General features: G+C 72.5%; 20 protein-coding genes. 5 read left to right on the top strand and 15 right to left on the bottom strand.

All coding sequences use genetic code 11. The features are described from left to right. Nucleotides 1-792, top strand: coding sequence for an alpha/beta fold hydrolase (locus ABZ948_RS08365; RefSeq protein WP_359758149.1), 792 nt, complete (start codon nucleotides 1-3; stop codon nucleotides 790-792). Here the strand turns inward: ABZ948_RS08365 and qcrB are convergent. Together qcrB and ABZ948_RS08355 are read right to left on the bottom strand one after the other, a co-directional pair. After that, nucleotides 752-2,269, bottom strand: a complete 1,518-nt coding sequence (gene qcrB / locus ABZ948_RS08360) for a cytochrome bc1 complex cytochrome b subunit (RefSeq protein WP_359758148.1) — start codon at nucleotides 2,267-2,269, stop codon at nucleotides 752-754. The genes ABZ948_RS08365 and qcrB overlap by 41 nt on opposite strands. Continuing rightward, nucleotides 2,266-3,198: a sigma-70 family RNA polymerase sigma factor gene (locus ABZ948_RS08355; protein ID WP_359758147.1), complete on the bottom strand. Its 933-nt coding sequence runs from the start codon at nucleotides 3,196-3,198 to the stop codon at nucleotides 2,266-2,268. The genes qcrB and ABZ948_RS08355 overlap by 4 nt, the downstream gene beginning before the upstream one ends. 186 nt (nucleotides 3,199-3,384) lie before the next feature. On the opposite strand from ABZ948_RS08355, the gene ABZ948_RS08350 reads away from it, so the two are divergent. From ABZ948_RS08350 to ABZ948_RS08340, 3 genes are all read left to right on the top strand, one after another. Continuing rightward, nucleotides 3,385-3,630, top strand: coding sequence for a hypothetical protein (locus ABZ948_RS08350; protein ID WP_031117794.1), 246 nt, complete (start codon nucleotides 3,385-3,387; stop codon nucleotides 3,628-3,630). Between the two features lie 3 nt (nucleotides 3,631-3,633). Further along, on the top strand, nucleotides 3,634-4,011 hold the full coding sequence (locus tag ABZ948_RS08345; protein WP_031117795.1) for a hypothetical protein: 378 nt from the start codon (nucleotides 3,634-3,636) through the stop codon (nucleotides 4,009-4,011). Between the two features lie 469 nt (nucleotides 4,012-4,480). Then, entirely contained in the window at nucleotides 4,481-6,118 is a 1,638-nt protein-coding gene (locus ABZ948_RS08340; RefSeq protein ID WP_359758146.1) for an RICIN domain-containing protein, read from the top strand. Between the two features lie 107 nt (nucleotides 6,119-6,225). Here ABZ948_RS08340 and ABZ948_RS08335 read toward each other — a convergent pair whose 3' ends face one another. The 4 genes from ABZ948_RS08335 to abmR all read right to left on the bottom strand — a co-directional run bounded on the left by ABZ948_RS08335 (nucleotide 6,226) and on the right by abmR (nucleotide 10,512). Then, the gene (locus tag ABZ948_RS08335; RefSeq protein WP_359758145.1) at nucleotides 6,226-7,395 is read right to left on the bottom strand and encodes a lactate 2-monooxygenase; all 1,170 of its coding nucleotides are present in this window, start codon (nucleotides 7,393-7,395) and stop codon (nucleotides 6,226-6,228) included. 76 nt (nucleotides 7,396-7,471) lie between these two features. Continuing rightward, on the bottom strand, nucleotides 7,472-8,167 hold the full coding sequence (locus tag ABZ948_RS08330) for an alpha/beta fold hydrolase (protein WP_359758144.1): 696 nt from the start codon (nucleotides 8,165-8,167) through the stop codon (nucleotides 7,472-7,474). After that, on the bottom strand, nucleotides 8,164-9,747 hold the full coding sequence (locus ABZ948_RS08325; protein WP_359758143.1) for a purine-cytosine permease family protein: 1,584 nt from the start codon (nucleotides 9,745-9,747) through the stop codon (nucleotides 8,164-8,166). The genes ABZ948_RS08330 and ABZ948_RS08325 overlap by 4 nt, the downstream gene beginning before the upstream one ends. 207 nt (nucleotides 9,748-9,954) lie before the next feature. Further along, on the bottom strand, nucleotides 9,955-10,512 hold the full coding sequence (gene abmR, locus ABZ948_RS08320) for an ATP-binding transcription factor AbmR (RefSeq protein WP_359758142.1): 558 nt from the start codon (nucleotides 10,510-10,512) through the stop codon (nucleotides 9,955-9,957). Nucleotides 10,513-10,837: 325 nt separating this feature from the next. On the opposite strand from abmR, the gene ABZ948_RS08315 reads away from it, so the two are divergent. Further along, entirely contained in the window at nucleotides 10,838-11,272 is a 435-nt protein-coding gene (locus ABZ948_RS08315; protein ID WP_359758141.1) for a protease inhibitor, read from the top strand. A 183-nt stretch (nucleotides 11,273-11,455) separates the two neighbouring features. On the opposite strand, the gene ABZ948_RS08310 is transcribed toward ABZ948_RS08315, so the two are convergent. The 9 genes from ABZ948_RS08310 to ABZ948_RS08270 all read right to left on the bottom strand — a co-directional run bounded on the left by ABZ948_RS08310 (nucleotide 11,456) and on the right by ABZ948_RS08270 (nucleotide 22,328). Beyond that, entirely contained in the window at nucleotides 11,456-11,665 is a 210-nt protein-coding gene (locus ABZ948_RS08310) for a CDGSH iron-sulfur domain-containing protein (protein ID WP_359758140.1), read from the bottom strand. Next, complete coding sequence (locus tag ABZ948_RS08305; protein WP_359758139.1) at nucleotides 11,646-12,299, bottom strand: HemK2/MTQ2 family protein methyltransferase; 654 nt, start codon at nucleotides 12,297-12,299, stop codon at nucleotides 11,646-11,648. Before ABZ948_RS08305 ends, ABZ948_RS08310 begins: the two co-directional genes overlap by 20 nt. Before the next feature lie 21 nt (nucleotides 12,300-12,320). Next, complete coding sequence (locus tag ABZ948_RS08300; RefSeq protein WP_359758138.1) at nucleotides 12,321-13,334, bottom strand: iron-containing redox enzyme family protein; 1,014 nt, start codon at nucleotides 13,332-13,334, stop codon at nucleotides 12,321-12,323. Between the two features lie 135 nt (nucleotides 13,335-13,469). Continuing rightward, nucleotides 13,470-13,658, bottom strand: a complete 189-nt coding sequence (locus tag ABZ948_RS08295; RefSeq protein WP_359758137.1) for a hypothetical protein — start codon at nucleotides 13,656-13,658, stop codon at nucleotides 13,470-13,472. A 32-nt stretch (nucleotides 13,659-13,690) separates the two neighbouring features. Next, the gene (locus ABZ948_RS08290) at nucleotides 13,691-14,698 is read right to left on the bottom strand and encodes a Ppx/GppA family phosphatase (RefSeq protein WP_359758136.1); all 1,008 of its coding nucleotides are present in this window, start codon (nucleotides 14,696-14,698) and stop codon (nucleotides 13,691-13,693) included. A 132-nt stretch (nucleotides 14,699-14,830) separates the two neighbouring features. Further along, the gene (locus ABZ948_RS08285) at nucleotides 14,831-16,336 is read right to left on the bottom strand and encodes an MFS transporter (RefSeq protein WP_359758135.1); all 1,506 of its coding nucleotides are present in this window, start codon (nucleotides 16,334-16,336) and stop codon (nucleotides 14,831-14,833) included. A 136-nt stretch (nucleotides 16,337-16,472) separates the two neighbouring features. After that, entirely contained in the window at nucleotides 16,473-19,298 is a 2,826-nt protein-coding gene (locus ABZ948_RS08280; RefSeq protein WP_359758134.1) for an NHLP bacteriocin export ABC transporter permease/ATPase subunit, read from the bottom strand. A gap of 1 nt (nucleotide 19,299) precedes the next feature. Further along, nucleotides 19,300-21,525, bottom strand: a complete 2,226-nt coding sequence (locus ABZ948_RS08275) for an NHLP family bacteriocin export ABC transporter peptidase/permease/ATPase subunit (RefSeq protein ID WP_359758133.1) — start codon at nucleotides 21,523-21,525, stop codon at nucleotides 19,300-19,302. Continuing rightward, nucleotides 21,522-22,328 carry a biotin/lipoyl-containing protein gene (locus ABZ948_RS08270; RefSeq protein ID WP_359758132.1) on the bottom strand — a complete coding sequence of 269 codons (807 nt, stop codon included), beginning with the start codon at nucleotides 22,326-22,328 and terminating at the stop codon, nucleotides 21,522-21,524. The genes ABZ948_RS08275 and ABZ948_RS08270 overlap by 4 nt, the downstream gene beginning before the upstream one ends. Between the last annotated feature and the right edge of the window lie 41 nt (nucleotides 22,329-22,369).

Raw genomic sequence — 22,369 nt, 5'->3', positions numbered from 1 at the left:
ATGCCAGCGGTGCGGGTCGACGGCATCGAGGTCGCGTACGACCGGGTGGGCCGGGGCCCGCCCCTCGTGCTCGCGCACGCCGCGACGACGGACGCCCGCCTGTTCGGCCCGCAGCTCGCGGACCTGTCGGACGAGTTCACCGTCATCGCCTGGGACGAACCGGGCGCCGGCCGCTCCTCCGACGTCCCGCCCTCCTTCACCCTGGCCGACTACGCCCGCTGCCTCGCGTCGGTCGTCGAGGACGTCGGCCTCGGCCCGGCCCACGTCCTGGGCCTGTCCTGGGGAGGGACCGTCGTCCTGGAGCTCTACCGCAACCACCCCGGGCTCGTCCGCACGCTGCTCCTCGTCGACACCTACGCCGGCTGGAAGGGCTCGCTGCCGCCGGCGGAGGTGCGGCAGCGGGTCGAGGGGGCGGAGCGGATGCTCGCGGTCCCGGCCGAGGAGTTCGCGCCGACCCTGCCGGGCCTGTTCGCCGCCGAGCCACCCGCCGAGGCCGTGCGGCTGCTGTCCGTGATGTCGGCCGGCACCCGCGCCCGGACCATCCGCACCGAACTCACGATCATGGCCGGGACCGACCAGCGCGACCTGCTGCCCGCGATCGAGGTGCCGACCCTCCTGCTCTGGGGCGAACTGGACGCGCGTTCCCCGGTGGAGCCCGTCGCCCGCCGGTTCCTCGAAGCGATCCCGGAGGCCACGCTGGTCGTGCTGCCCGGCGTCGGGCACCTCAGCAGCATGGAGGCCCCGGACGCGTTCAACCGGACCGTCCGGGAGTTCTGCCGCGCCCGGTCCTGAGCGGCCCGGCCACGGCCCGGCGCGACGGCCCGTACCCGACGGGTTCCCCCGGCCGCTCATGGGCGGTCAGGGTGTGCAGCCGGACCTGGTCCAGCGGCTCGTGCACCTCGACGTACTCGCCGTGCGGCAGCCGCCTGATCACGCCGGTGGGGCGGCCGTGCGCCACCAGGTCCCGGTCGCGCTGCCGCAGCCCCAGGCAGATGTGCCGGGTGACGACGAAGACGGCCGCCGGGACGACGAACATCCCGATCCGCACCGCCCACGTCACCGTGTTGATCGACAGGTGGAAGCGCGTCGCCACGACGTCGTTGCCGCCGCCCGCCAGCAGCACCAGGTAGAGGCTGATCCAGGCCGCCCCGATCGCCGTGCGCACCGGGCGGTCGCGCGGCCGGTCCAGCAGATGGTGCTCGTGCCGGTCCCCGGTGAACCGGGCCTCCAGGAACGGGTACACGCCGATGAGGACCAGCAGCAGCGGGAAGACCACCACCGGTATCAGCACACCCAGCACCAGGGTGTGCCCCCACAGCGTGATCTCCCAGCCGGGCATGATCCGCACCAGGCCCTCGGCGAAACCCAGGTACCAGTCGGGCTGGGCGCCCGTCGACACCTGGTCGGCGCGGTAGGGGCCGTACGACCAGACCGGGTTGATCGTCGCCACCGCCGCCATCAGCGCCAGCACCCCGGACACCAGGAAGAAGAAGCCGCCCGCCTTCGCCAGGTACACCGGCATGAAAGGCGCCCCCACGACATTGCGTTCGGTGCGCCCGGGCCCCGCGAACTGGGTGTGCTTGTGGTACACGACGAGCAGCACGTGGACCACGATCAGCGCCGCCATGATCCCGGGGACCAGCAGCACGTGCAGCGCGTAGAAGCGGGCCACGATGTCGTCGCCGGGGAACTCCCCGCCGAACACGAACATCGCGAGGTACGTCCCCACGATCGGCACCGACAGCAGCGCCCCGTGCACGAACCTCAGGCCCGTGCCCGACAGCAGGTCGTCGGGGAGCGAGTAGCCGAACAGCCCCTCGAACAGGCCGAGGAACAGCAGCAGCCAGCCGAACAGCCAGTTGACCTCCCGGGGCTTGCGGAACGAGCCCGTGAAGAAGTGCCGCATCATGTGCGTCAGCATGGCGGCGACGAAGACCAGCGCCGCCCAGTGGTGGATCTGCCGGATCAGCAGCCCGCCGCGCAGGTCGAAGCTGATGTCCAGCGTGGACGCGTACGCCCCGGACATGCGCACGCCGTTCAGCGGCGTGTAACTCCCGTCGTACACCACCTCGTTCATCGAGGGGTGGAAGAACAGCGTCAGATACACGCCGGTGAGCACCAGCACCGCGAAGCTGTACAGGCAGATCTCGCCGAGCAGGAAGGACCAGTGGTCCGGGAACACCTTGCGCAGGTACTTCCGGCCGAGTGTGTGGGTGCCGAGCCGGCCGTCGAACCAGTCGGCCAGGCGCTCGCCGCGTCCGGCGCTCATACCGCCTCCTTGGGCACGTGGGCGAGCTTGTCCGGGTTGGCCACCACGTAGATGCCGCGCACCCGGTCGCCCTCGGGCGTGAGGTCCAGGACCAGGACGGCGAAGGGCGCGTCGCCGTCGAACAGCACCGCCGCGTCGTCGCCGTTGACGCGCCGGTAGCGCCAGACAGGGTGGTCCGGACCGCCCCGGCCGGACGTGAGCAGACGCGTCACCTTGTCCCGGCCGTGCACCGGGCGCAGGTTGGCCGGCCGGCGCTTGCCGCCGGCGTCCGTCCACGCCGTGACGTCCGGCGCGAGGATCTCCATCAGCGCGGTGATGTCGCCGCCCATCGCGGCCCGCACGAACCGCTCGGTGGCCTCCCGCCGCACCCGCGGATGCGCCTCGTACCGCGGCCGCCGCGCGTGCACGTGCTCCCGCGCCCGGCGCGCCAACTGCCGTACGGCGGCGGGGGAGCGGTCGATGATCTCGGCGATCTCGGCGTGCGGGTAACCGAACACCTCGCCCAGCACGAACACGGCCCGCTCCAGCGGAGTCAGCGACTCCAGGACCACCAGCATCGCCAGCGACACCGATTCGCTCCGCAGCGCCGGCCCGTCGGCGGTGCCGGCGTCCTCCTCGGCGACCAGCGGCTCGGGCAGCCACGCCCCCACGTACGTCTCCTGCCGGCGGCTGATCACCGCGCGGCGCCGCAGCGCGTGGTTGACCGCCACCCGGACGAGATAGGCGCGCGGGTTGTCGATCCCGGCGAGCGGGGCGCCGCCGCCCCGGGCCGTCCAGGACAGCCACGTCTCCTGCAGGACGTCCTCGGTGTCGGCGACGCTGCCGAGCATGTTGTAGACGACGCCGAACAGCAGCTCGCGGTGGTCGACGAACACCCCGGTCGCCTCGTCGAGCGGGGCGGCGGTGCCGGGTACGGGGATCTCGGTCATGCGGGGTCCTCCCAGAGACGCGCTCACCACTGCGAGGCCCTGAGGGACCCGGAATGTGACATCGCGCCGCCGGATGTGACCCACATCTCAGCGACAGGCCGTGCCGGACGGCCGGTAGGTACCGTCCGATCCTTGCGGTGACCTGGGGATATTTACGAGTCAGTACCCGAGCGGTACCGTGAACGCATGCCAGCTCTCAACGTCGAGTTCAGCGATCGCGAACTTGAGGACCTGCGGCAGATCGCCAAGGAGCGCGGTACGTCCATGAAGGCGCTCGTGCGCGAGGCGGCCGCGGCCGACATAGCCCGCCACCGGGCCCTGCAGGAGGGCGCGGAGGCCTTCCGCCGGTTCTTCGCGACCCACGCCGACGAGTTCGCCGCCGCCTTCCCCGACGACGAACCGTCCGCCAAGAGTGAGGGGCGGGTCGCCTGACCGATGGCACCCGTCCTCCATATCGACGTGCCCTGGCTGCTCCAGCGCCACGAAGAGGTCCTGCCGGACCAGCCGACGATCAACGACTTCTCCGCGCTGGTCGCCGCCGTGGCCCGGCACCGGGTGGATCCGCCGCGCCTCGGGGTCAACTCCGACCCGGCCTGGCGGGCGGCCGCGCTGCTGCACACCCTCGCCGTGCTCCGGCCGCTGCCCTCGGCCAACGCCCGCTTCGCCTGCTCGACCGCCGTGGCGTACATGTTCGTCAGCGGCGTCGGCATCGACCCGCCCTACGGCGCCCTCGTCGACCTCGCCCGCGATCTGATGTCCGGTACGACAGACGTCTACGGCGCGGCGGACCGACTGCGCTCCTGGCAGATCTGAACGGAGGGCCGCCGGCCGAGGGCGGAGGGACGGGGCCGGCGGCCCCGGGGCGCGGGAGAGCCGCCGTCCCGCGCGGGCCTCCGAGAAGGGCCGATCCCCAGTGGACTGCGCCGGAGCGTGCGCCGGGAGCGTGTGCGGCGCACCCGTCGCGGGTGCCCGATTCACACGGGGCGCATGGAAATGTCGAAAACCGGTGCGAACGGTGTGCGCGCGTTCCCGTTTCTGACTTTCTGTCAAGGGCGGGGATGTTGCCCGCGCGCCTTGTTGGCCGTGTGTGGGTTGTGCAAGAGTGAAACACGCGTGCGGGGGGAATGGCCGAGTGTCGCACGTGATTTGTTGACCGGGTCCGATTCGCCGTCGGCGAATTCGCCCCTCCCGCGCCGCGCCAAAAAAGGTACGCACCAACCGGGCTCCTTTTTCGGCGTCAGGACTTCTGTGTGTCACATGCGCGTGGGAAGGAACCATCTCAGTGCCCACCCCCCACCCCCCTCGTCCCCCGTATCCCCCGCCCGGCGGGGATCCAGGGGAATCCGACGAAAGCCTCGCCGCCCCGCTCAGAGGCAGCCCGGAGGGCGAGGTCGCCGCCCATTCCGTCGCGCTGCTGATGGCGCGGCACTGGCAGCCGGTGCATGACTACGCGGTCATCTGTCTCGCCTCGTCGGCCAAGGTCGCCGCGATGGTCACCGGGACCGCCTTCCACCGGACCCTCAACCGCCTCGCCTTCGGCGAGTCGGCCGTCGCGCTGCGCCCGGCCCTTCTGGTGACCGTGCGCGACACGATCCGTGAGTGGTCCGGCGACGATCGAATATCGGCCGTCCTGCCCGCCTTGCAGAAACCGGCCGGAGGGCGCGGACTGCGCGCGGCGACGTCCATCACGCCCGAAAATCGCGCCCTCGCGGAGCGGGCATTCCAGGCACTTCCCGCGGCCGCTCGCTGTCTGCTGTGGCACGTCGAGGTCGAGGCCGATCCTTTAAGCGTCCCGGCCGGTCTGCTGGGCATGGACACCGACATCGCGTCGGCCGCCCTCGAACAGGCACGGGACACATTCCGCGAGGGTTGTGTACATGCCCATCGCGAACTGGCGCCGACCCAGGATTGCCGCTTCTACAACCGCCTGCTCGACGTCCCGATCCGCCGGGGCGGCACATTGCTGCCGGACGTCCAGGAGCACCTGGCGGAGTGCCGCTACTGCCGTAACGCGGCCGAACAGCTGAGCCATTTCGAGGGGCCGCTGGGCCCGTTGATCGCCGAGGCGGTCCTCGGCTGGGGCGCACGCCGGTACCTCGACTCGCGTCCGGGCCGGTCCTCGCACGGCACGCGGGGCGGTCGCGCCGGCCGGCGCGGCGGCGGGCGGCGCGGCGGCGGAGCCCGGGGGGACGGGCGGCACCGCCTGCTGTCCAGGATTCCCCTGCCCGCGCGCCGGGTCCCGGACGCGCTGCGGTCCCCCCGGGCGCTGCTCTCGGGCGTCGGCGCGGTGTCGGCCGGGGTGCTGGCCACCGTGCTCATCATCAGCGCCTCGTCGTACGACGGCGGCCAGGCCGACCCGGCCGGCTCCAACAGCGCCGCCGGTTCCGACGGCGCCGGGTCCGTGTCCCCGCCCGGCACGGCGGGGCTGCCCACGGCACCGGGCGCGACGCGGCTGCGCAACGCCGGCGCCGACCTGTGCCTGGACATCCGGGACCTGCCGAAGGAGGGCTCGGCGACGAAGCTGGCGGAGTGCTCGACGGTGTGGACCCAGCAGTGGACGTACGAGGACGACGGGCTGCTGCGCAGCGTCGCCGATCCCGGGCTGTGCCTGGACTCGCACAAGGACGCGGGTGTCGTGGTCCTCGGCGCCTGCGCCGACGAGGACGCCGAGCGGGGCGACGACGTGCGCTACGACCTCACCGTGCAGGGCGAGTTGCTGCCCCGCTGGGACGAGCGGCTCGCCCTCGCGGCCACGCACGACGACCCGGACGCCGACATCGTCGTCAAGGTCCGGGACCGTTCCGACGTCCAGCGCTGGCAGCCGGAGCCCGTGCCGACGACGGCGGGCTCCCTGTCGATCGAGGAGCAGGAGGACCAGAAGGCACGGCAGGTGACCCTGCCCCACGGCCGGACGGCGTGAGCACGGTCCCCGCGGCCTGAGCACGGCCCCCTGCGGCCTGAGCGGGACCCCTGCGGCCTGAGAGCGGGGCTGCGCGGTGGTGTGAGCGCCGCGCAGCCCTCCCGGCGTCAGGCCGGGTCCTCGACGAGGTCGGCCGGACCGATCGTGCCCGGGGTGGCATGGCCGGACAGGGCGAGGGTGAGGTCGAGTTCGGCCAGCAGGCAGCGGATGACGTGCTCGACACCCGACTGCCCGTCGAGGCCGAGGCCGTAGACGTAGGGGCGGCCGAGGAGGACGGCCCTGGCGCCCAGGGCGAGCGCCTTGAAGACGTCGTCGCCGGTGCGGATGCCGCTGTCGAAGAGCACGGTGAGCCGGTCGCCGACGGCCTGGGCCACGCGGGGCAGCGCGTCCGCCGCCGCGACCGAGCCGGCCACCTGCCGTCCGCCGTGGTTGGAGACCACCACGCCGTCCATGCCCGCCTCCGCGGCCAGCCGGGCGTCGTCCGGGTGCAGGACGCCCTTGAGGACGATCGGGCCGTCCCAGTTCTCCCGCAGGAACACCAGGTCGGGCCAGGTCTTGCCGGGGTCGCCCTGAAGCCCGATGAAGTGCCGCACCGCCGCCGCCAGGTCCTCCTCCACCGGCTTCGACAGACCCGCCTTGAAGGCCGGGTCCGTGAAGTAGTTGGCCATCCCCACCCCGTTCAGGAACGGCAGGTACGCCTGGTCGAGGTCGCGCGGGCGCCACGCGAGCAGGGGCGTGTCCAGCGTGACCACCAGCACGCTGAACCCGGCGGCCCCGGCCCGGTTCAGGAAGCTGCGGGCCACCTCCCGGTCCTTGGGCCAGTACAGCTGGAACCAGCGCTCGGCCTCGCCCATCACCTCGGCGACCTGCTCCATCGGCGTGCTCGACACGGAGGACAGGGTGTACGGCACACCCTGCGCCGCCGCGGCCCGGGCCGCCGCGCGCTCCGCGTCCGGATGCATGATCGACAGCACGCCCACCGGCGCCAGGGCCAGCGGGGCGGGCAACGGACGGCCGAGGACCTCCACCGACAGATCCCGCTCGTGCACGTCCCGCAGCATGCGCGGCACGATCCGGCGACGCTCCAGCGCCGCCCGGTTGGCGCGGGCCGTGCTGCCGTTCCCCGCGCTGCCCGCCACGTAGCCCACCGGACCGGCGCCGAGCCGCCGCTCGGTGAGTTCCTCCAGACGGGTCAGATCCGTGGGCAGCCGCGGGACGACCCCCGCCATGCCGTTGAGGTAGATCTCGTACTGGTAGTCGGCCCAGTGCTGTGCCATCGGCCTGTCCCGCCTCTCGTCGTCGAGCCTGCGTCGACCCGACGATACGGCGAGCGGCCGTCGGCACGGACGAAGGTCAGGAGCGCGAGACCGACGCGCGCAGCACACCGGCCAGTTCACGCGGCTGCGAGAACATCGGCCAGTGGCCCGTGGCCATCTCCACCAGCTCCCACCGGTCACTCCTGAGGAGCCGGGCCACCGCCGGCATCGGCTCGTCCCCGTCGAGGAGGCACTTCACATACGTCACCGGGAGGCCGGTCAAAGGGCGCTTTGGCGTGGCCGGTTCGGTGAGTGTGGCACCCGGATGCGGGGTCGCGCCGTCGACGAACCGGGCGATCTGTTCGTCCGTCAGCCCCTGGCCCGCGCACTCGTCCGGGCCGAGCGGGGGCCAGAACCCGTCGTGCTCGGCGAGGGACCGCCGCACGCCCTCGCTCGGCCGGCCCGACAGGAACGACTCCCCGGCCACCGGCACGTTCGCGTCGACGAACACCAGGCGCCGCAGCCGGTCACCGATCCGCTCGGCGGCGAGTCCGACCGGCAGACCCGCGTAGCTGTGTCCCACGAGGACGACGTCGCGCGGGCCGAGACGCTCCACCTCGTCGACGACGTCCCGCACGTGCGTCTCCAGCCCGGCCGCCGCACCCCGCTTCTCGGCGAGGCCCGACAGCGTCAGCGGATGGACGTCGTGCCCGGCGCCGCGCAGCTCGGCGGCCACCTCGTCCCACGCCCACGCCCCGAGCCAGGCACCTGCCACCAGTACGAAGTCGGTCATGCCCGCAAGGTGGCCGACGGCACCGACAACGCCCCCGGCCCGGTGATCGGCGGCACGGGCACGTCCACGGTCCGGGCCAGCCGCGGTCCCGCGGGGCCGTAGGCCGCCCGGGGTTCGGGGAACAGCCGCAGCAGCGTCAGGAACAGCGCCGCCGCCGCGGTCAGGGACACCGGCAGACCGATGTCGACGCCGTGCGCGAGGTCGCCGAGCGGGCCGACGAACTGACCGGGGACGTTGGTGAAGAGCACGCCGAGCAGTGCCGAGACCCACCAGGCGGTCATGCCCCGCCAGTTCCAGCCGTGCGCGAACCAGTAACGGCCGCCGCGCTGACGGCGGTTGAAGACCTGCAGCGCCTCCGGGTCGTACCAGCCGCGCCGTGTCCAGTAGCCCAGCATCATCACGACCATCCACGGGGTGGTGCACGTGATGATCACGGTGGCGAAGGCCGAGATGGACCGCACGAGGTCGAGCCCGAACCGGCCGGCGAAGATGAACCCGATGGACAACGCCCCCACCAGCAGGGTGGCCTGGACCCGGGACAGCCTCGGGAACACCGAGGAGAAGTCGAGCCCGGTCCCGTAGAGCGCGGTCGTGCCCGTCGCCATGCCGCCGATCAGCGCGAGCAGGCACACCGGCAGGAAGAACCAGCCGGGCGAGATCGCGAGCAGCCCGCCCACGAAGTCGGGGGCCGCCGGATCGACGTACTCCGGCGCCCTGGCCGCGATGATGCTCGCCGTCGTCAGACCGAACAGGAACGGCAGCAGCGTCGCGAGCTGAGAAAGGAACGCGGCCCCGACCACCTTCCGGCGCGGGGTGCTCGCCGGGATGTAGCGCGACCAGTCGCCGAGGAACGCCCCGAACGACACGGGATTCGAGAGCACGATCAGTGCCGCTCCGATGAACGACGGCCAGAACAGGGCCGCCGTCGCCGGGTCCGCCGCGTCGGTGAAGGCGCCCGCGTACGACGGGTCGAAGTCGTCCGCGAAGGCCACGGCGCCGAGCAGGAACAGCGCGCTCGCCGAGGTCACCGCGATCTTGTTGACGAAGAGCATGAACCGGAAGCCGTACACGCACACCGCGAGGACCAGCACCGCGAACAGCGCGTACGCGACGGCGTACGACAGGTCGCCGCGGCCGAGGCCGAACAGCCGGTGGGCGCCGCCGACCAGGGCGTCGCCGGAGCTCCACACCGAGAGGGAGAAGAACGCGACCGCCGTCAGCAGGGAGAGGAACGAGCCGACCACGCGGCCGTGCACGCCCAGGTGCGCGGACGACGACACCGCGTTGTTGGTGCCGTTGACCGGGCCGAACACCGCCATTGGGCAGAGGATCAACGCGCCCGCGACGACCCCCAGGAGCGTGGCCGCGAGGCCCTGCCAGTAGGAGAGCCCGAACAGGATCGGGAAGGCGCCGAGGACACAGGTGGAGAAGGTGTTGGCGCCGCCGAAGGCCAGCCGGAACAGGTCGAAGGGGGTCGCGGTGCGCTCGGCGTCGGGGATGCGGTCCACACCATGGGACTCGACCTCCGTCAGGGACGGGGCGGACACGGCGGGGGAGGGGTGGTCGGCCGACGAGGACAAGGGGGGCTCCAGCGGGGACGGGGCGGTGGAGCGCGGGGTGACGCGGCGGCGGGGCGGACGGCCGCTACGCCGGCGCCGGGGTGTGCGGCGGCGTGCGGGACCCGTCCTCTGGGGGTGTGCCGACCGTAGAGCGGCGCGGACGGGGTCCACCAGAGGACGGTTCATCCATTCTCGGGGCTGTCGGTGGATGGATCCTCCACTCCGGCATCACTCCTCGTCGTCCGTGTGCGGCGGGTGGTCCGCTCCGGCGTCCGGCCCTTGTGCCCGCACCCGCTGCACGTGTTCCAGGGAGTCGCGCAACTCCGTGAGCCAGTCGTCGGTGTGACGCTGGACCAGGCGCACGCACCACGCCAGCGCGTCGCTGCGGCTGCGGGCGACGCCGCCGGCGATCAGGGTGTCGAGGACCTGGCGCTCCGGCTGGCGCAGCCGCGTCATGACGGGCGCGGCCACGTGCGTGAAGAGGGCGCGCCGCCCGCCGCACTCCACACCCCAGGACACCTTCCGGCGGAACCGGTGCTCGGCCTCCCGGGCCACGGCCATCCGGTCCTCGCGCGTGCGCTCCCGGAACTCCTGCACACGGCCCTCCAGGGCCGCCTCCCGTTCGGCGGCCGGGGCGTCCTCGGCCAGCCGGGGTTCGGGGATACGGCCGATCACGGTGATCTCCTCGCGGTCGACCGTGATCTCGGTCAGCTCCTCGAAGAGGTCCTCGGGAAGGCGGCCGGCGAACCAGTCGCGCAGTTGCTCTCGCTGCTCGCTCGTAATCATGTAATGACGATTACTCGGCGCGAGCATGAACGCAAGCGGTTGCAAAGTGGTCGGCCCAGAGCGGAATCGGAATGTTTCAGGCCTATTAACGAACAGCCGGAAATCAGCCATCTGGCCGCTTCGAGCCCCCGGAGTCCGCGCAGTTACGGGCTTCACGCGTGCCCGTTCCGTAACTTCGCGCCACTGATTCAATACGTAACGTTACTGAAACCGGTGGGGTCGATGTGTGTTTCGGCGACGGACTCGGCAGACTCGCGCTCGCCGTTCCGGGCACCGACCGAGCACGGACCGGCACCCCCTGTAATCGAGCGGAAGGATGCACACAATGCGGAACACCGCGCGCTGGGCCATGACCCTCGGCCTGACGGCCACCGCCGTCTGCGGACCCCTCTCCGGGGCCGCGCTCGCCACCCCGGGTCCGGCCCCCACCGCGCTCTACGCCCCCTCGGCCCTCGTCCTCACGGTGGGCCACGGGGAGAGCGCGATCGCCGCGACTCCGGAACGCGCGGTCACCCTGACCTGTGCCCCGAGGCCCGCGGGCACCCACCCGGCCGCCGGCGAGGCCTGCGCGGAACTGCGCGGCGTGGGCGGCGACTTCGACGCCCTGACCGCCACGGAGGGCGTGATGTGCACCAAGCAGTACGACCCCGTGGTCGTCACCGTCGACGGCGTCTGGCAGGGGCAGCGGGTGAGCTACGAGCGCGTCTTCTCCAACGACTGCATGAAGAACGCCTACGGCACGGGCGTCTTCTCCTTCTAGGGACCACCCTCCCGAGGACCGGGATCGCGCTGTTCCCGTGAAGCACGGCGGCTCGTTGCTGGGGAGCCGGGCCGCTGTCACGGAAAGGCCGCGATCTCGTACAAGGGGGCCGGCGGGCGGAGTGGGGCCGCCCGCCGGCCCCTGGATTCTCAGGTCCGGTGGATCTTCAGGTCCGGTGGATCTTCAGGTCCGGTCGCGGTGGCTCGTGTCGCACCACGGGTAGCGGCGGCTGCGGCGACAGGTGCACAGGGCCACGCGGAAACGGTCCGAGGTGACGACGGAGCCGTCCTCCAGCTCCACCTCCACCGGGCCCTCCATCAGCAGCGGACCCTTGCGCTGGACGCAGACGCGGCGCGGTGCCTCGGACGACCGGTCAGACGGGGAGTTCGGCACGGACGACCACCAGCTCTTCCTTGTCCTCGGCTTCGGACAGCAGCCCCCGCTCCCGCAGCCAGCGTTCCCGGCCCCGCAGTACCGGGCCGAACGCGATCCGGTGCCGGCGGGTCACCGCGGCCTTCAGACCGGCGGCGCGCAACTGCCCGACGGTGAGGTCCGGGGCGCTCAGCGCCGACTGCACCACCAGCAGCACCCCGCCCGGACGCAGCAGGCCGGGCGCCTCCTGGCAGATCCGGTCCACGACCAGCCGCCCGTCGCCCCCCGCGTCCCAGGCGCGCGCGGCGCCCCGCGGCGCATGCCGGCCGCCCGGCGCCGGCACGTACGGCGGATTGGCCAGGACCAGGTCGTACGACTCCCCGCGGACGGGCTCGAAGAGGTTCCCGTGCCTGATGCGGACCGGGAGCCCGGCCAGCCGGGCGTTCAGCCGCGCCGCCCACACGGCGCTCCAGGACACGTCCACCGCGGTCACGCGGAAGCCGCGGCGCGCCGCCTCCAGGGCCAGGGCGCCGGTCCCGGTGCCCACGTCGAGCACCTCGGCGCCCGGCGGCAGCGGTTCGTCGGACAGGGCACCGGCCAGCAGCTCGGTGTCTTCCTGCGGGGCGTACACGCCCGGGAGTACGAGTGGATTCACGGGCGTCGAGTACCCCGCCACTCAGGAGATATAGGTGGTTTCACGGGCAAGTGGTGCGTTCAGTGATGAACGGGATGCCCGCCAGTCGGTGAGCAGCCGCGCGCCGAAGCGCTCCTCGACGAACTCCGTGGCGTCGATGCCGAAGGCCACGTCCGGGGCGAGGTGGGGCTCCCGCTCCAGCAGACCGCCGATCACGTCGTGGCGCACGACCTGCTCGTGGACCGCGTCGGCCTCCACGTGCTCGTCGTAGAAGTGCTCGGCCGCGGGTCCGGCGCCCGTGCGGCGCATCGCCTCGGCGAGCCGCCGTGACCCCGGGGACGAGGTGATCTCGACCGCCGCGAAGTGGCCCACCAGGGCGCCCCTGAGGGCCCGGTGCAGGCCGAAGAGGGACATCATGTTCACCGTGACCAGGGCTTCGGCGGACGCGGCGTCGAGGTAGCGGCCGTACGTGGTGTCCAGGCCGAGGTCCGTCATCAGGTCGGCGAACAGCCGGGCGTGCACGCGGTCGGCCCGGCCGCCGCCCCACTCGTCGAACTCCACCGCCGCCATCGCCGCCTTCGCCCGGCCCCACAGCCGCGGCAGCACCCAGGCGTGCGGGTCGGCCTCCTTGAGGTGGTAGAGGGAGCGCTGCGCCGCGTACTCGCGCAGGTGCCACAGCTCGCCCTCGTCGCGCAGGAAGTGGGTGACGCCCGTGCCGTCGACGGGCTCGACCAGGAGGTCCGCCAGCGCCGCGTCGAGGCTGTCGTGGACCCGGGCGTCGCCGCGCAGGGCGGACAGGAAGCGGTGCTCCAGGGCCGCCCGGAGGCGCAGCAGGTCGGGGTCCCACTCGCGGTCCGGGGACACGCCCGCGAAGCCGCGGTAGTGCAGCTCGTAGCAGAGGTACAGGGCGAGCTGGAGGTCCTCGCCGTACACCTCGGCACGGGCGACCTCCTCCAGGCGGGGCAGTCGGCCCGCGCCCCGCAGATACGTCTCGACACCCCGGCTCAGCGGGCCGCGCGGGATGGGCAGGCGTGGTTCTTCCAGGTCGTGCTCCATGGGCCCCGGGTACCCGCGCGGCGCCTGGTCACCCGCCCGCGTGGTACCGGCGCGCCGGGGGCCCCGGACAGGGCGCGGGCCCGGGCGGCCGTCCGGCGCGCCCGGGCCCGCGCCCGGCTCGGTCTTCCGCGGCTCTCAGTCGCCTTCGGACTCCTCCTGGGCGCGGGTGTTGGGGGTGATGGCCTCCCCGGCCTCACCCCGGTGGCGTCGCTGCTCGGGGGAGTCCTCGGTGCGCTTCTCGGCGTCCTCGATCTCGCGCAGGACCTCCTCGAGCGCCGTCTCGGGCTGCTTGCCGGAGCTGTTGTGGTCCTTGTGGTGGGACACGGGGTCTCCTTCCTGCTTGCGGTGGGGCTCACTCAGTTCGAGGCGGTGGCGATGCGCAGTGGGACCGGTTCGGGAGGGGCCGTCTCCTCGTTGCGGCGGGTCACCTCCGCCCACCAGGAGGGGCCGTCCTCGATGTGGCGCAGCAGCACTCCCTCGCGGATCGCCCAGGGGCAGACGGTGACGGACGTGATGCCGGTCAGCTTCATCGCGGTGTGCCCGACCACCGCGCCGGCCAGGCTCTGCGCGGCCCGCGGCGCGGAGATCCCGGGCAGCCGCGCGCGTTCGGCGGCGGGCAGGGCGGCCAGCCGTACGATCGCCTCGCCCAGGTCCGTGCGGTGCAGCTGCCGGTCCACGAACGGGCCGTGGCGTCCGGGCGCGGCCCCGCACAGCCGTCCCAGCTGCTGGAACGTGCGGGAGGTGGCGACCGCCGTGCGCGGCCCCTCCCAGCGGATCCGGGCGGCGACGTCCCGCAGTTGATGGCGCACCCTGCGGCGCAGCGCCCGCACCCGCTCGGGCGACGGCGGGTCCTCGCCCTCGAAGAACTCGTGGGTGAGCCGCCCCGCTCCCAGCGGCAGCGACGCCACGAAGTCCGGCAACCGGCCGCGCCCGAAGGCCACTTCGAGGGAGCCGCCGCCGATGTCGAGCAGGGCGAGCGGCCCGGACCGCCAGCCCATCCAGCGCCGGGCCCCGAGGAACGTCAGTTCGGCCTCGACCTCACCCGGCAGGGTGCACAGGTCGACGCCCGTACGGGCCCGGACGGTGTGCAGCACCTCGTGCCGGTTCGGCGCGTTCCGTACCACGGCGGTCGCGAAGGCGAGCGGGCCGGCGGCGCCCCACCGGGTGGCGGTCCTGCTCGCCTCGGTGACGGCGTCGACCAGTTGCCCGACCGCCGGTTCCGGGATGGGTCCCCCCGGTGTGACCTGCTCGGACAGCCTGAGCCGCCACTTGGAGGTGTGCACCGGAAGGGGCACCCCGCCCTCCGCGTCCGCGACCACAAGTCTGACCGTGTTCGATCCCACGTCCACCACGCTGATTCGCATGCGCGGTGGGTACCCATTTCCGCGGCAGACCAACGGGTCGGTCCGCCGCGGAGGGCGAAGACGCGCCACCCGCGCGGACGCCAGGGGCCGCCGCGTCCCTGCGCACGGCGGCCCCTGGCGGCTTCCGAACGATCACATGTGCACGACCGGAGCCGCCTCGGAGTCCTGCCGCGGCACTCCGCGCCGGTGCAGCGCCAGCGCGATCAGCGCGCCCGCGGCGAAGAAGCCGGCCGACCACCAGAAGGCGGTGGTGTAGCTCTCGATCGTCGCCTGCGCCTGGACCAGCTTGCTGCTCGGGTCCCGGCCGGCCAGGTAGTCGGTCGCCGCGCTCGCTGCGAGGGTGTTCAGCAGCGCGGTGCCGACCGAACCGCCCACCTGCTGCATGGCGTTGACGGTGGCGGAGGCCACGCCGGCGTCCTCGGCGGCGACCCCTCCGGTGGCCAGCTGCATGGCGGACGGCATCACCAGACCGAGGCCCAGGCCGATCACCACGAGCTGGGGCAGCACGTCGCCCGCGTAGGAGGAGCCGACGCCGATGCCGGTCAGCCAGGCCATGCCGGCCGTGGCGACGGCGAAGCCCAGCGGGACGACGGCCTTCGGGCCGAACCGCGGCAGCAGCACCGTCGTGCCCACCTGCGCCATCACCATCAGGGCGGCGACCATCGGCAGGAACGCCACACCGGTCTTGGTGGGGCTGAAGCCCAGGTGGAGCTGGAGGTAGTAGGTGAGGAAGAGGAACACGCCGAACATGCCCGCGCCGCTGATCAGCACGGCGAGGAAGGACGCCCCGCGGTCGCGGTCGAGCAGGATGCGCAGCGGCAGCAGCGGGTGCGCGGCCCTGGTCTGCCACCAGGTGAAGGCCGCCAGCAGCACGCCGCCCGCGATGAGGAAGCCCCAGGTCAGGGGCGAGCCCCAGTCGTGCGTCTCCGCGTTGGAGAAGCCGTAGACCACCGAGAACAGGCCGCCGGCGACCAGGATCGTGCCGGGCACGTCCAGCTTGGCGGTCCTGGCGTCGCGGCGGTTGCTCAGCAGCAGCCAGCCGCCCGCGAAGGCCGCCACGGCGATGACGACGTTGACGTACAGCGTCCAGCGCCAGTCGAGGGCGTCGGTCAGGATGCCGCCGAGCAGCAGGCCCACCGCGCCGCCGGCTCCGGCGATGGCGCCGTAGACGCTGAACGCGCGGGCCCGTTCGCGGGCGTCGGTGAACGTGGTGTTCAGCAGGGAGAGCGCGGCCGGGGCCAGCAGGGCACCGAAGACGCCCTGGAGGGCGCGGGCGACGACCAGCATCTCGAAGCCGTTGGCGGCGCCGCCGAGCGCGGAGGCGGCGGCGAAGCCGACGATGCCGACGAGGAAGGCGGGCTTCCGGCCGAACAGGTCGGCTATCCGGCCGCCGAGCAGCAGCAGGGAGGCGAACGCCAGGGCGTACGCGGTGACGATCCACTGGCGGTTGCCGTCGGAGAAGTGCAGGTCGGCCTGGGCCGAGGGCAGGGCGATGTTCACGATCGTGGCGTCGAGCACCACCATCAGCTGCGCGAGGGCGATGACCGCGAGGATCCACCAGCGCTTCGGCGAGGCCGCGGAGGGCGCCTGCGCGGTGGTGTCCTCGGCCGGGATGTCGGTCAGGGATTTCTGTGGCATGGGAAGCACCCGTTTTCAGGGACGGTCCAGGAGGGTAATGAGTACGTAAACGAAACGGTTTCGTACACTCACTGAGGCTAGAACAGTCCCAGCGAAACGGCAACGTTTCGCTGGGACTGTGGGGGAGTGCGCTACGTCACGCCATCTGGCGGCGCACCAGCTCGTGCAGCCGGCCGCTCGTGTCGGCGAGCAACTGGGCGGGCGGACCCTGCTGGATGACCTTGCCGTCCTCCATCACCACGACCCGGTCGGCGTCCATCACCGTCGACAGCCGGTGGGCGATCACGATCCGCGTCGCGTTGAGGGCCTTGGTGCTCTCGATCACCGTGCGCTGCGTCTCGTTGTCGAGGGCACTGGTCGCCTCGTCGAAGAAGAGGATCCGCGGCCGGCGGATCAGCGCCTGGGCGATCATCAACCGCTGCCGCTGACCGCCGGAGACCGCCCCGCTGCCGGAGACGATGGTGTGCAGCCCCATCGGCATCCGCTTGATGTCCTCGGCGAGCCCGGCCATCTCGGCCGCCGCCATCGCCTCCTCCGGCGTGTACGGCTCGGTGCCGCAGATGACGTCCAGGATGGAGCCGGTGAACGGCTGCGCGTGCTGGAGCACCACACCGCACTGGCGGCGGACCGCCGACTGGTCGAGGGCCGCCAGGTCCTGACCGTCGTACAGCACACTCCCCGACACCGGACGGTCGAAGCCGATCAGCAGGCGCAGCAGCGTCGACTTGCCGCAGCCGCTCGGGCCGACGATCGCGACGAACTCGCCGGGCCGCACCTCGAACGACACGTCGTCCAGGACCAGCGGACCGTCGTCCGCGTACCGGAAGGACACCCGCCGCGCCTCGATCGCCCCGGTCAGCGGACCCGGCCGGGTGCTCGCCGTGCGCACCTCCGGCGTGGCCTCCAGCACCGGCTTGATCTCCTCGAACAGCGGCAGCGCGGCCACCGCCGAGACGAACGAGCCCGTCAGCTGGGTGACGGAGGTCAGCACCATCGTCACCGACGTGTTGAACGTCAGGAACGCCGCCGCCGACATCGAGCCCCGGGCCGGACCCGCCAGCAGCATGAACATCAGCAGGGTGCACAGCGGCAGGTACACCGCGCCCAGCACCGACGTGAGGTTCTTGATGCGGCCGACCTTCTGCTGCAGCTCCCGGCTGCGGGCGAACTCCGACGCCCACGCGGCGTACGCGTAGTTCTCGGCGGCGGCCACCCGCAGCTTCGGCAGGCCCCGCAGCGTCTGGAACGCCTGGTTGTTCAGCTTGTTGGAGAGCACCACCAGCCGCCGCTGCCAGCGCACCTGCCACAGCCCGAGCCCCAGGAACACCGCCGCGATGACGACGAGCATGCCGATCGCGGCCATCGCCATCGGCACGCTGAACCAGAACAGCAGCCCCAGGTTCATCGCCCCCACCGTCACCGACTGGGCGACGGTCGGCCCGACACCCGCCAGCAGCCGGCGGATCGAGCTGATGCCCATGGCGGCGCTGGCCAGTTCACCCGTGGAGCGCTCGGTGAAGAACTTCGTCGGCAGCCGGAGCAGCCGGTCCCACACTGCCGGCTGGAGCGTGGCCTCGATCCGGCCCTCCAGCCGCAGGATGGTCAGGTTCTGCAAGAGCATGAAGGCCGCCGCCACCACGCTGCTCAGCATCACCGCCAGACACACCTGCACGATCAGGTCCGTCTGCGCCTTCGGCACGAACTCGCCCAGCACCTTGCCCGTCGCGATGGGCACCAGCGCGCCGATCGCCACCGTGACCAGACCGCTCAGCAGCAGACCCACGAGGTCGCCGCGCATGCCCTGCGTGCAGAACCGCAGCAGCCGCAGCGGACTGAGCCCCCGTTCGGGCAGCGGACGGTAGAACATCACCGCGCGCGGCTCGAACTCGTCGGCGTTGGCCTTCTCGATCGGCGTCTCGCGCCCGGTCGACGGATGGACGGCGACGTAGCCGCCGCGCCGCCACAGCAGCGCCACCGGCGCGCCCGACAGGGCCCGGTGGCCGACCAGCGGCCCCACGTTGTCCCGCCACCAGCGCCCGTCCAGCCGTACGGCCCGGGTGCGGACCCGGGAGGCCAGCGCGACCTGCTCGACCGGATCGAGGCGGTCGCCGCCGGTGCCCTTCTGGGTGGGCTCGGCGATGCCGATCCCGGCGGCCTGCCCGACGAGCTTGCACGCCGCGTACGTGGCGTCGGCGTCGGCCGCGGTGGTCCGCTTCGACGACCGCTTGCCGATGGAGGCGAGCAGCGTCTGATCGGCCTGGGCCCGGACCGCCTCACCGGCCTTGATGCCCTCGGCCGTGCGGTCCTCGTGGGTGCGCTCCAGCTGCTCGATCCAGCGGTCCAGCGTGGTCAGCAGCCGGTACTGCTGGTCGACCATGGACTGCCACAGCGCCGGATCCATCAGCAGGTCGGCCGCCGCCTCCGCGCCGTACAGCGAGCCGTACTGCACGCTGCCCGGCGGCACCTGCATCCAGAACACGTCGTCGTCGGTGGGCGCCGCGGCCCGCTCGGTGGCCATCGGCGCCTGGAAGAGGATGGACAGACTGCGGCCCACCCCGAGCGCGAGCGCGTACTCCAGCGGGCTCGTCGTCGGCGGCACGTACTGCGGGTTGCCGTACTCGTCGTACGACCAGGTCGCGGTGTTGGCCGGCTGGTACAGCTCGCGCAGGCCGATGCGGTGCACCACGCAGTCCCGCAGCGGGCGGGCCACCAGTGTGTGCTGCGGGCCCGGCACCGGGCCGAGCACCAGCGAACCCGCCTCCAGCCGGCCCAGGTGGTGCCAGTGGCCCTGCTGCCCCGCGTCGACCGCGAACAGGTCGACGGCGCCGGACGCGACCAGCCACAGCACCTGCGGGCCCTCCAGGTCCAGGCGGTTGAACCCGGCGCAGTCGATGCGCGAGCCCATCTGCCCGAAGGCGCCCAGCACGAGGTCCCCGTCGTGTCCTTCGTGGACGGTCGTCATGTCACCGTTCCCTGACCAGTGCCGCATAGGCGCCGCCGCGCGCCACCAGTTCCTCGTGCCGCCCGCGCTCCACGACCGTGCCGTGCTGCAGGACGACGATCTCGTCGCTGTCGCGCACCGTGCTGAGCCGGTGCGCGATCACCACGCAGGCGCAGCCGCGCCGGCGCAGGTTGTCCATCACGACCAGCTCGGTCTCCGCGTCCAGCGCGCTCGTCACCTCGTCGAGCACCAGGATGCTCGGCCGGCGCACCAGCGCCCGCGCGATCTCCAGGCGCTGGCGCTGCCCGCCGGAGAAGTTGCGGCCGTCCTGCTCGACCTTGCTGTGGATGCCGCCCGGGCGGCGCATGATCACGTCGTACAGCGCCGCGTCCCGCAGCGCGTCCTCCACCGCGTCGTCGGGGATCGACGGGTCCCACAGCGCCACGTTGTCGCGGACCGTGCCCTCGAAGAGGAACACGTCCTGGTCGACGAAGGAGACGGAGGCGGCGAGCGCCCCGCGCGGGATGTCCTCGATGCGCTGCCCGTCGATGCGGATCACCCCCTCCCACGGCGCGTACAGGCCGGAGATCATCCGGGACACCGTGGACTTGCCGGAGCCCGAGCCGCCGACCAGGGCCACCTGCTGCCCGGGCCCGACGGTCAGGTCGAAGCCGGTGAGCAGGGGCTTGTCGAGCGGGCTGTAGCCGAAGGTGATGTTCTCCAGCTCGACATGGCCCTGGAGGCGGCGCGTGGACTCGCCGGCGCCGGGGCGGCCGTAGAGCGGGTCGGCCTTGAAGTTCTCCACGTCCTTCAGCCGGGCCACGTCGGCGGCGAAGTCCTGGATGCGGCCCGCGACGCTGTTCAGCCGGGTCAGCGGGGCGGTGAACCGGGTGACCAGGGCCTGGAAGGCGACCAGCAGGCCGACCGAGATGTGCCCCTCGACGGCCCGCATGCCGCCGATCCACAGGATCAGCGCGCTGTTGAGGGTGGCGAGCGTCGGCGCGACCACGCCCAGCCAGGCGCTCGGCACGCCGAGCCGCTGCTGCTCCTCCAGCGTGGTGGCGTGCTGCCCGGCCCACTTGCGGAAGTAGCCGTCCTCACCGCCGGTCGCCTTCATCGTCTCGATGAGCTGCAGGCCCGTGTAGGCGGTGTTGGTGAGCCGGGCCGTGTCGGCGCGCAGCTTCGCCGTGCGGGTGGCGCGCAGCCGTACGACGACCCGCATGGCCACGATGTTCAGCAGGGCCACGCCGATGCCGACGAACGTCAGCTGCGGGTCGTAGGTGTACAGCAGCACCGCGTACAGCACGACCACGATGGCGTCCACGCCCGCCGCCGCGAGGTCGCGGGAGAGGGTCTCGGCGACCGCGTCGTTGGACTGCAGCCGCTGCACCAGGTCGGCCGGGCTGCGCTGGGAGAAGAACGTCACCGGCAGCCGCAGCAGGTGCCGCAGGAACCGGGCGCTGGACAGGGTGGAGGAGATGATGCGGCCGTGCAGCAGGTTCGCCTGCTGGAGCCAGGTCAGCACGACCGTGAGCAGCACGCACGCCGCCATCGACGCGAACAGCACGCCGAGCAGCGAGGTCTTGTTCCCGATCAGGAACTCGTCGATGTAGGTGCGGCTGAGCGCGGGCACCGCCGCACCGACCGCCACCAGCAGCAGGCTCGCCAGGACGGCGGCGGGCATGGTGCCCGCGGTGCCGCGCAGCCGGGCGGGCATCGCGCCGAGGACGCCGGGCTTGCGCCCGCCCCGGGCGAAGTCATCGCCGGGCTCCATGACCAGCACGACACCGGTGAAGCTGCCGTCGAAGTCCTCCATGGGCACGAAGCGGCGGCCCTTGCCGGGGTCGTTGATGTAGACGCCCCGGCGGCCGAAGCGGCGGCCCATGCCGTCGTAGACGACGTAGTGGTTGAACTCCCAGAACAGGATGGCCGGCGACTTCACCTCGGCGAGCGCGGCCAGGTCCATCTGCATGCCCTTGGCCGTCAGGCCGTAACTGCGGGCCGCCTTCAGCAGGTTGCTGGCGCGCGAGCCGTCGCGGGAGACGCCGCAGGCGATGCGCAGCTCCTCCAGCGGGACGTGCTTGCCGTAGTGGCCGAGCACCATCGCCAGGGAGGCGGCGCCGCACTCCACGGCCTCCATCTGGAGCACGGTGGGCGTGCGGACCGTCTTCGCGCTGCCCTTGGGCACCTTGCGCTTCGGCGGGGCGGCGCGGCGCCGGCCCCGGGTCTCCTGCGCGGTCGCGCTCATGGCAGCAGCCAGTCGACGGGACGCTCGTCGGCCAGCCGGATCGACCCCGTGGCCAGCGTCATGGAGGTCAGCTTGTACGGCGGCCCGTCCGCGGACGACCACCGGTAGCCGCTCTTCGTGGCGGACGACTTGTCCAGCCGGACCGTGACGGCCACCGGCCTGCCCTTCTTCGTGAACTGCTCGCCCAGCTGGCTGTCCCCGAGGAACGCGGAGATCTGCTGCGGGGACTGCGCCGAGCGGTCCACCGACTTCACATGGCCGCGCAGCACGCCGTACTCCTGGGTCGGCACCGACTGCACGGTCAGGTCGACGGCGGCGTCGTCGGGGATCGAGGCGGCGTTCTCGGCGGGGACGTACACGGTCGCGTACAGCGGGTCCCGGGCGCGGGCGACCTTCTCGACGGCGGCGACGTTCGCGCCCGTCTGGATGATCTGCCCGACGGTCGCGGCGAGTGCGGAGACGCGGCCCGCGTCGAGCGTGCGGACGACCGTCTCGCCCCTGGCCGTACGGACCTTGAGCACCGGGGAGTCGGCGGGCACCTGCTGGCCCTGCTTGGCGAGCACCGCCGTGACCTGGCCCGCGACGGGGCTCTGGAGGACGTAACTGCCCTGCCCGTGCGTGAGGATGGCGGGCGCGCTGACGGTGGAGGTCACCGAGCCGGTCACCGCCCACACCGAGGCGGCGGCCATCGCGACCACCGTCACCGAGAGCACGAGCCAGCCCTGCGGACGGGCGAAACGCACCGGGAGGTCGAGTTCCTCCGGTGACTGAAGCTTGGCGAGGGCCTGTTGGCGGAACTGCAAGGAACTTCCCTCACCCGTAGAAGAGGTACTGACGGCCGTGA

Origin of the sequence: Streptomyces olindensis (genome assembly GCF_040645895.1) — a bacterium.
Taxonomy (GTDB): Bacteria; Actinomycetota; Actinomycetes; order Streptomycetales; family Streptomycetaceae; genus Streptomyces; species Streptomyces olindensis.
The sequence above is the reverse complement of the archived record's forward strand: the minus strand, read 5'-3'. Positions and strand labels throughout refer to the sequence as shown.

Bases quoted from the DNA above. Each gene is read 5' to 3' on its own strand.
- ABZ948_RS08280 (WP_359758134.1), bottom strand. From the start codon at position 19,298: ATGACGACCGTCCACGAAGGACACGACGGGGACCTCGTGCTGGGCGCC.
- ABZ948_RS08365 (WP_359758149.1), top strand. From the start codon at position 1: ATGCCAGCGGTGCGGGTCGACGGCATCGAGGTCGCGTACGACCGGGTG.
- ABZ948_RS08355 (WP_359758147.1), bottom strand. From the start codon at position 3,198: ATGACCGAGATCCCCGTACCCGGCACCGCCGCCCCGCTCGACGAGGCG.
- abmR (WP_359758142.1), bottom strand. From the start codon at position 10,512: ATGATTACGAGCGAGCAGCGAGAGCAACTGCGCGACTGGTTCGCCGGC.
- ABZ948_RS08275 (WP_359758133.1), bottom strand. From the start codon at position 21,525: ATGAGCGCGACCGCGCAGGAGACCCGGGGCCGGCGCCGCGCCGCCCCG.
- ABZ948_RS08290 (WP_359758136.1), bottom strand. From the start codon at position 14,698: ATGCGAATCAGCGTGGTGGACGTGGGATCGAACACGGTCAGACTTGTG.
- ABZ948_RS08300 (WP_359758138.1), bottom strand. From the start codon at position 13,334: ATGGAGCACGACCTGGAAGAACCACGCCTGCCCATCCCGCGCGGCCCG.
- ABZ948_RS08335 (WP_359758145.1), bottom strand. From the start codon at position 7,395: ATGGCACAGCACTGGGCCGACTACCAGTACGAGATCTACCTCAACGGC.
- ABZ948_RS08315 (WP_359758141.1), top strand. From the start codon at position 10,838: ATGCGGAACACCGCGCGCTGGGCCATGACCCTCGGCCTGACGGCCACC.
- ABZ948_RS08330 (WP_359758144.1), bottom strand. From the start codon at position 8,167: ATGACCGACTTCGTACTGGTGGCAGGTGCCTGGCTCGGGGCGTGGGCG.
- ABZ948_RS08345 (WP_031117795.1), top strand. From the start codon at position 3,634: ATGGCACCCGTCCTCCATATCGACGTGCCCTGGCTGCTCCAGCGCCAC.
- ABZ948_RS08285 (WP_359758135.1), bottom strand. From the start codon at position 16,336: ATGCCACAGAAATCCCTGACCGACATCCCGGCCGAGGACACCACCGCG.
- qcrB (WP_359758148.1), bottom strand. From the start codon at position 2,269: ATGAGCGCCGGACGCGGCGAGCGCCTGGCCGACTGGTTCGACGGCCGG.
- ABZ948_RS08350 (WP_031117794.1), top strand. From the start codon at position 3,385: ATGCCAGCTCTCAACGTCGAGTTCAGCGATCGCGAACTTGAGGACCTG.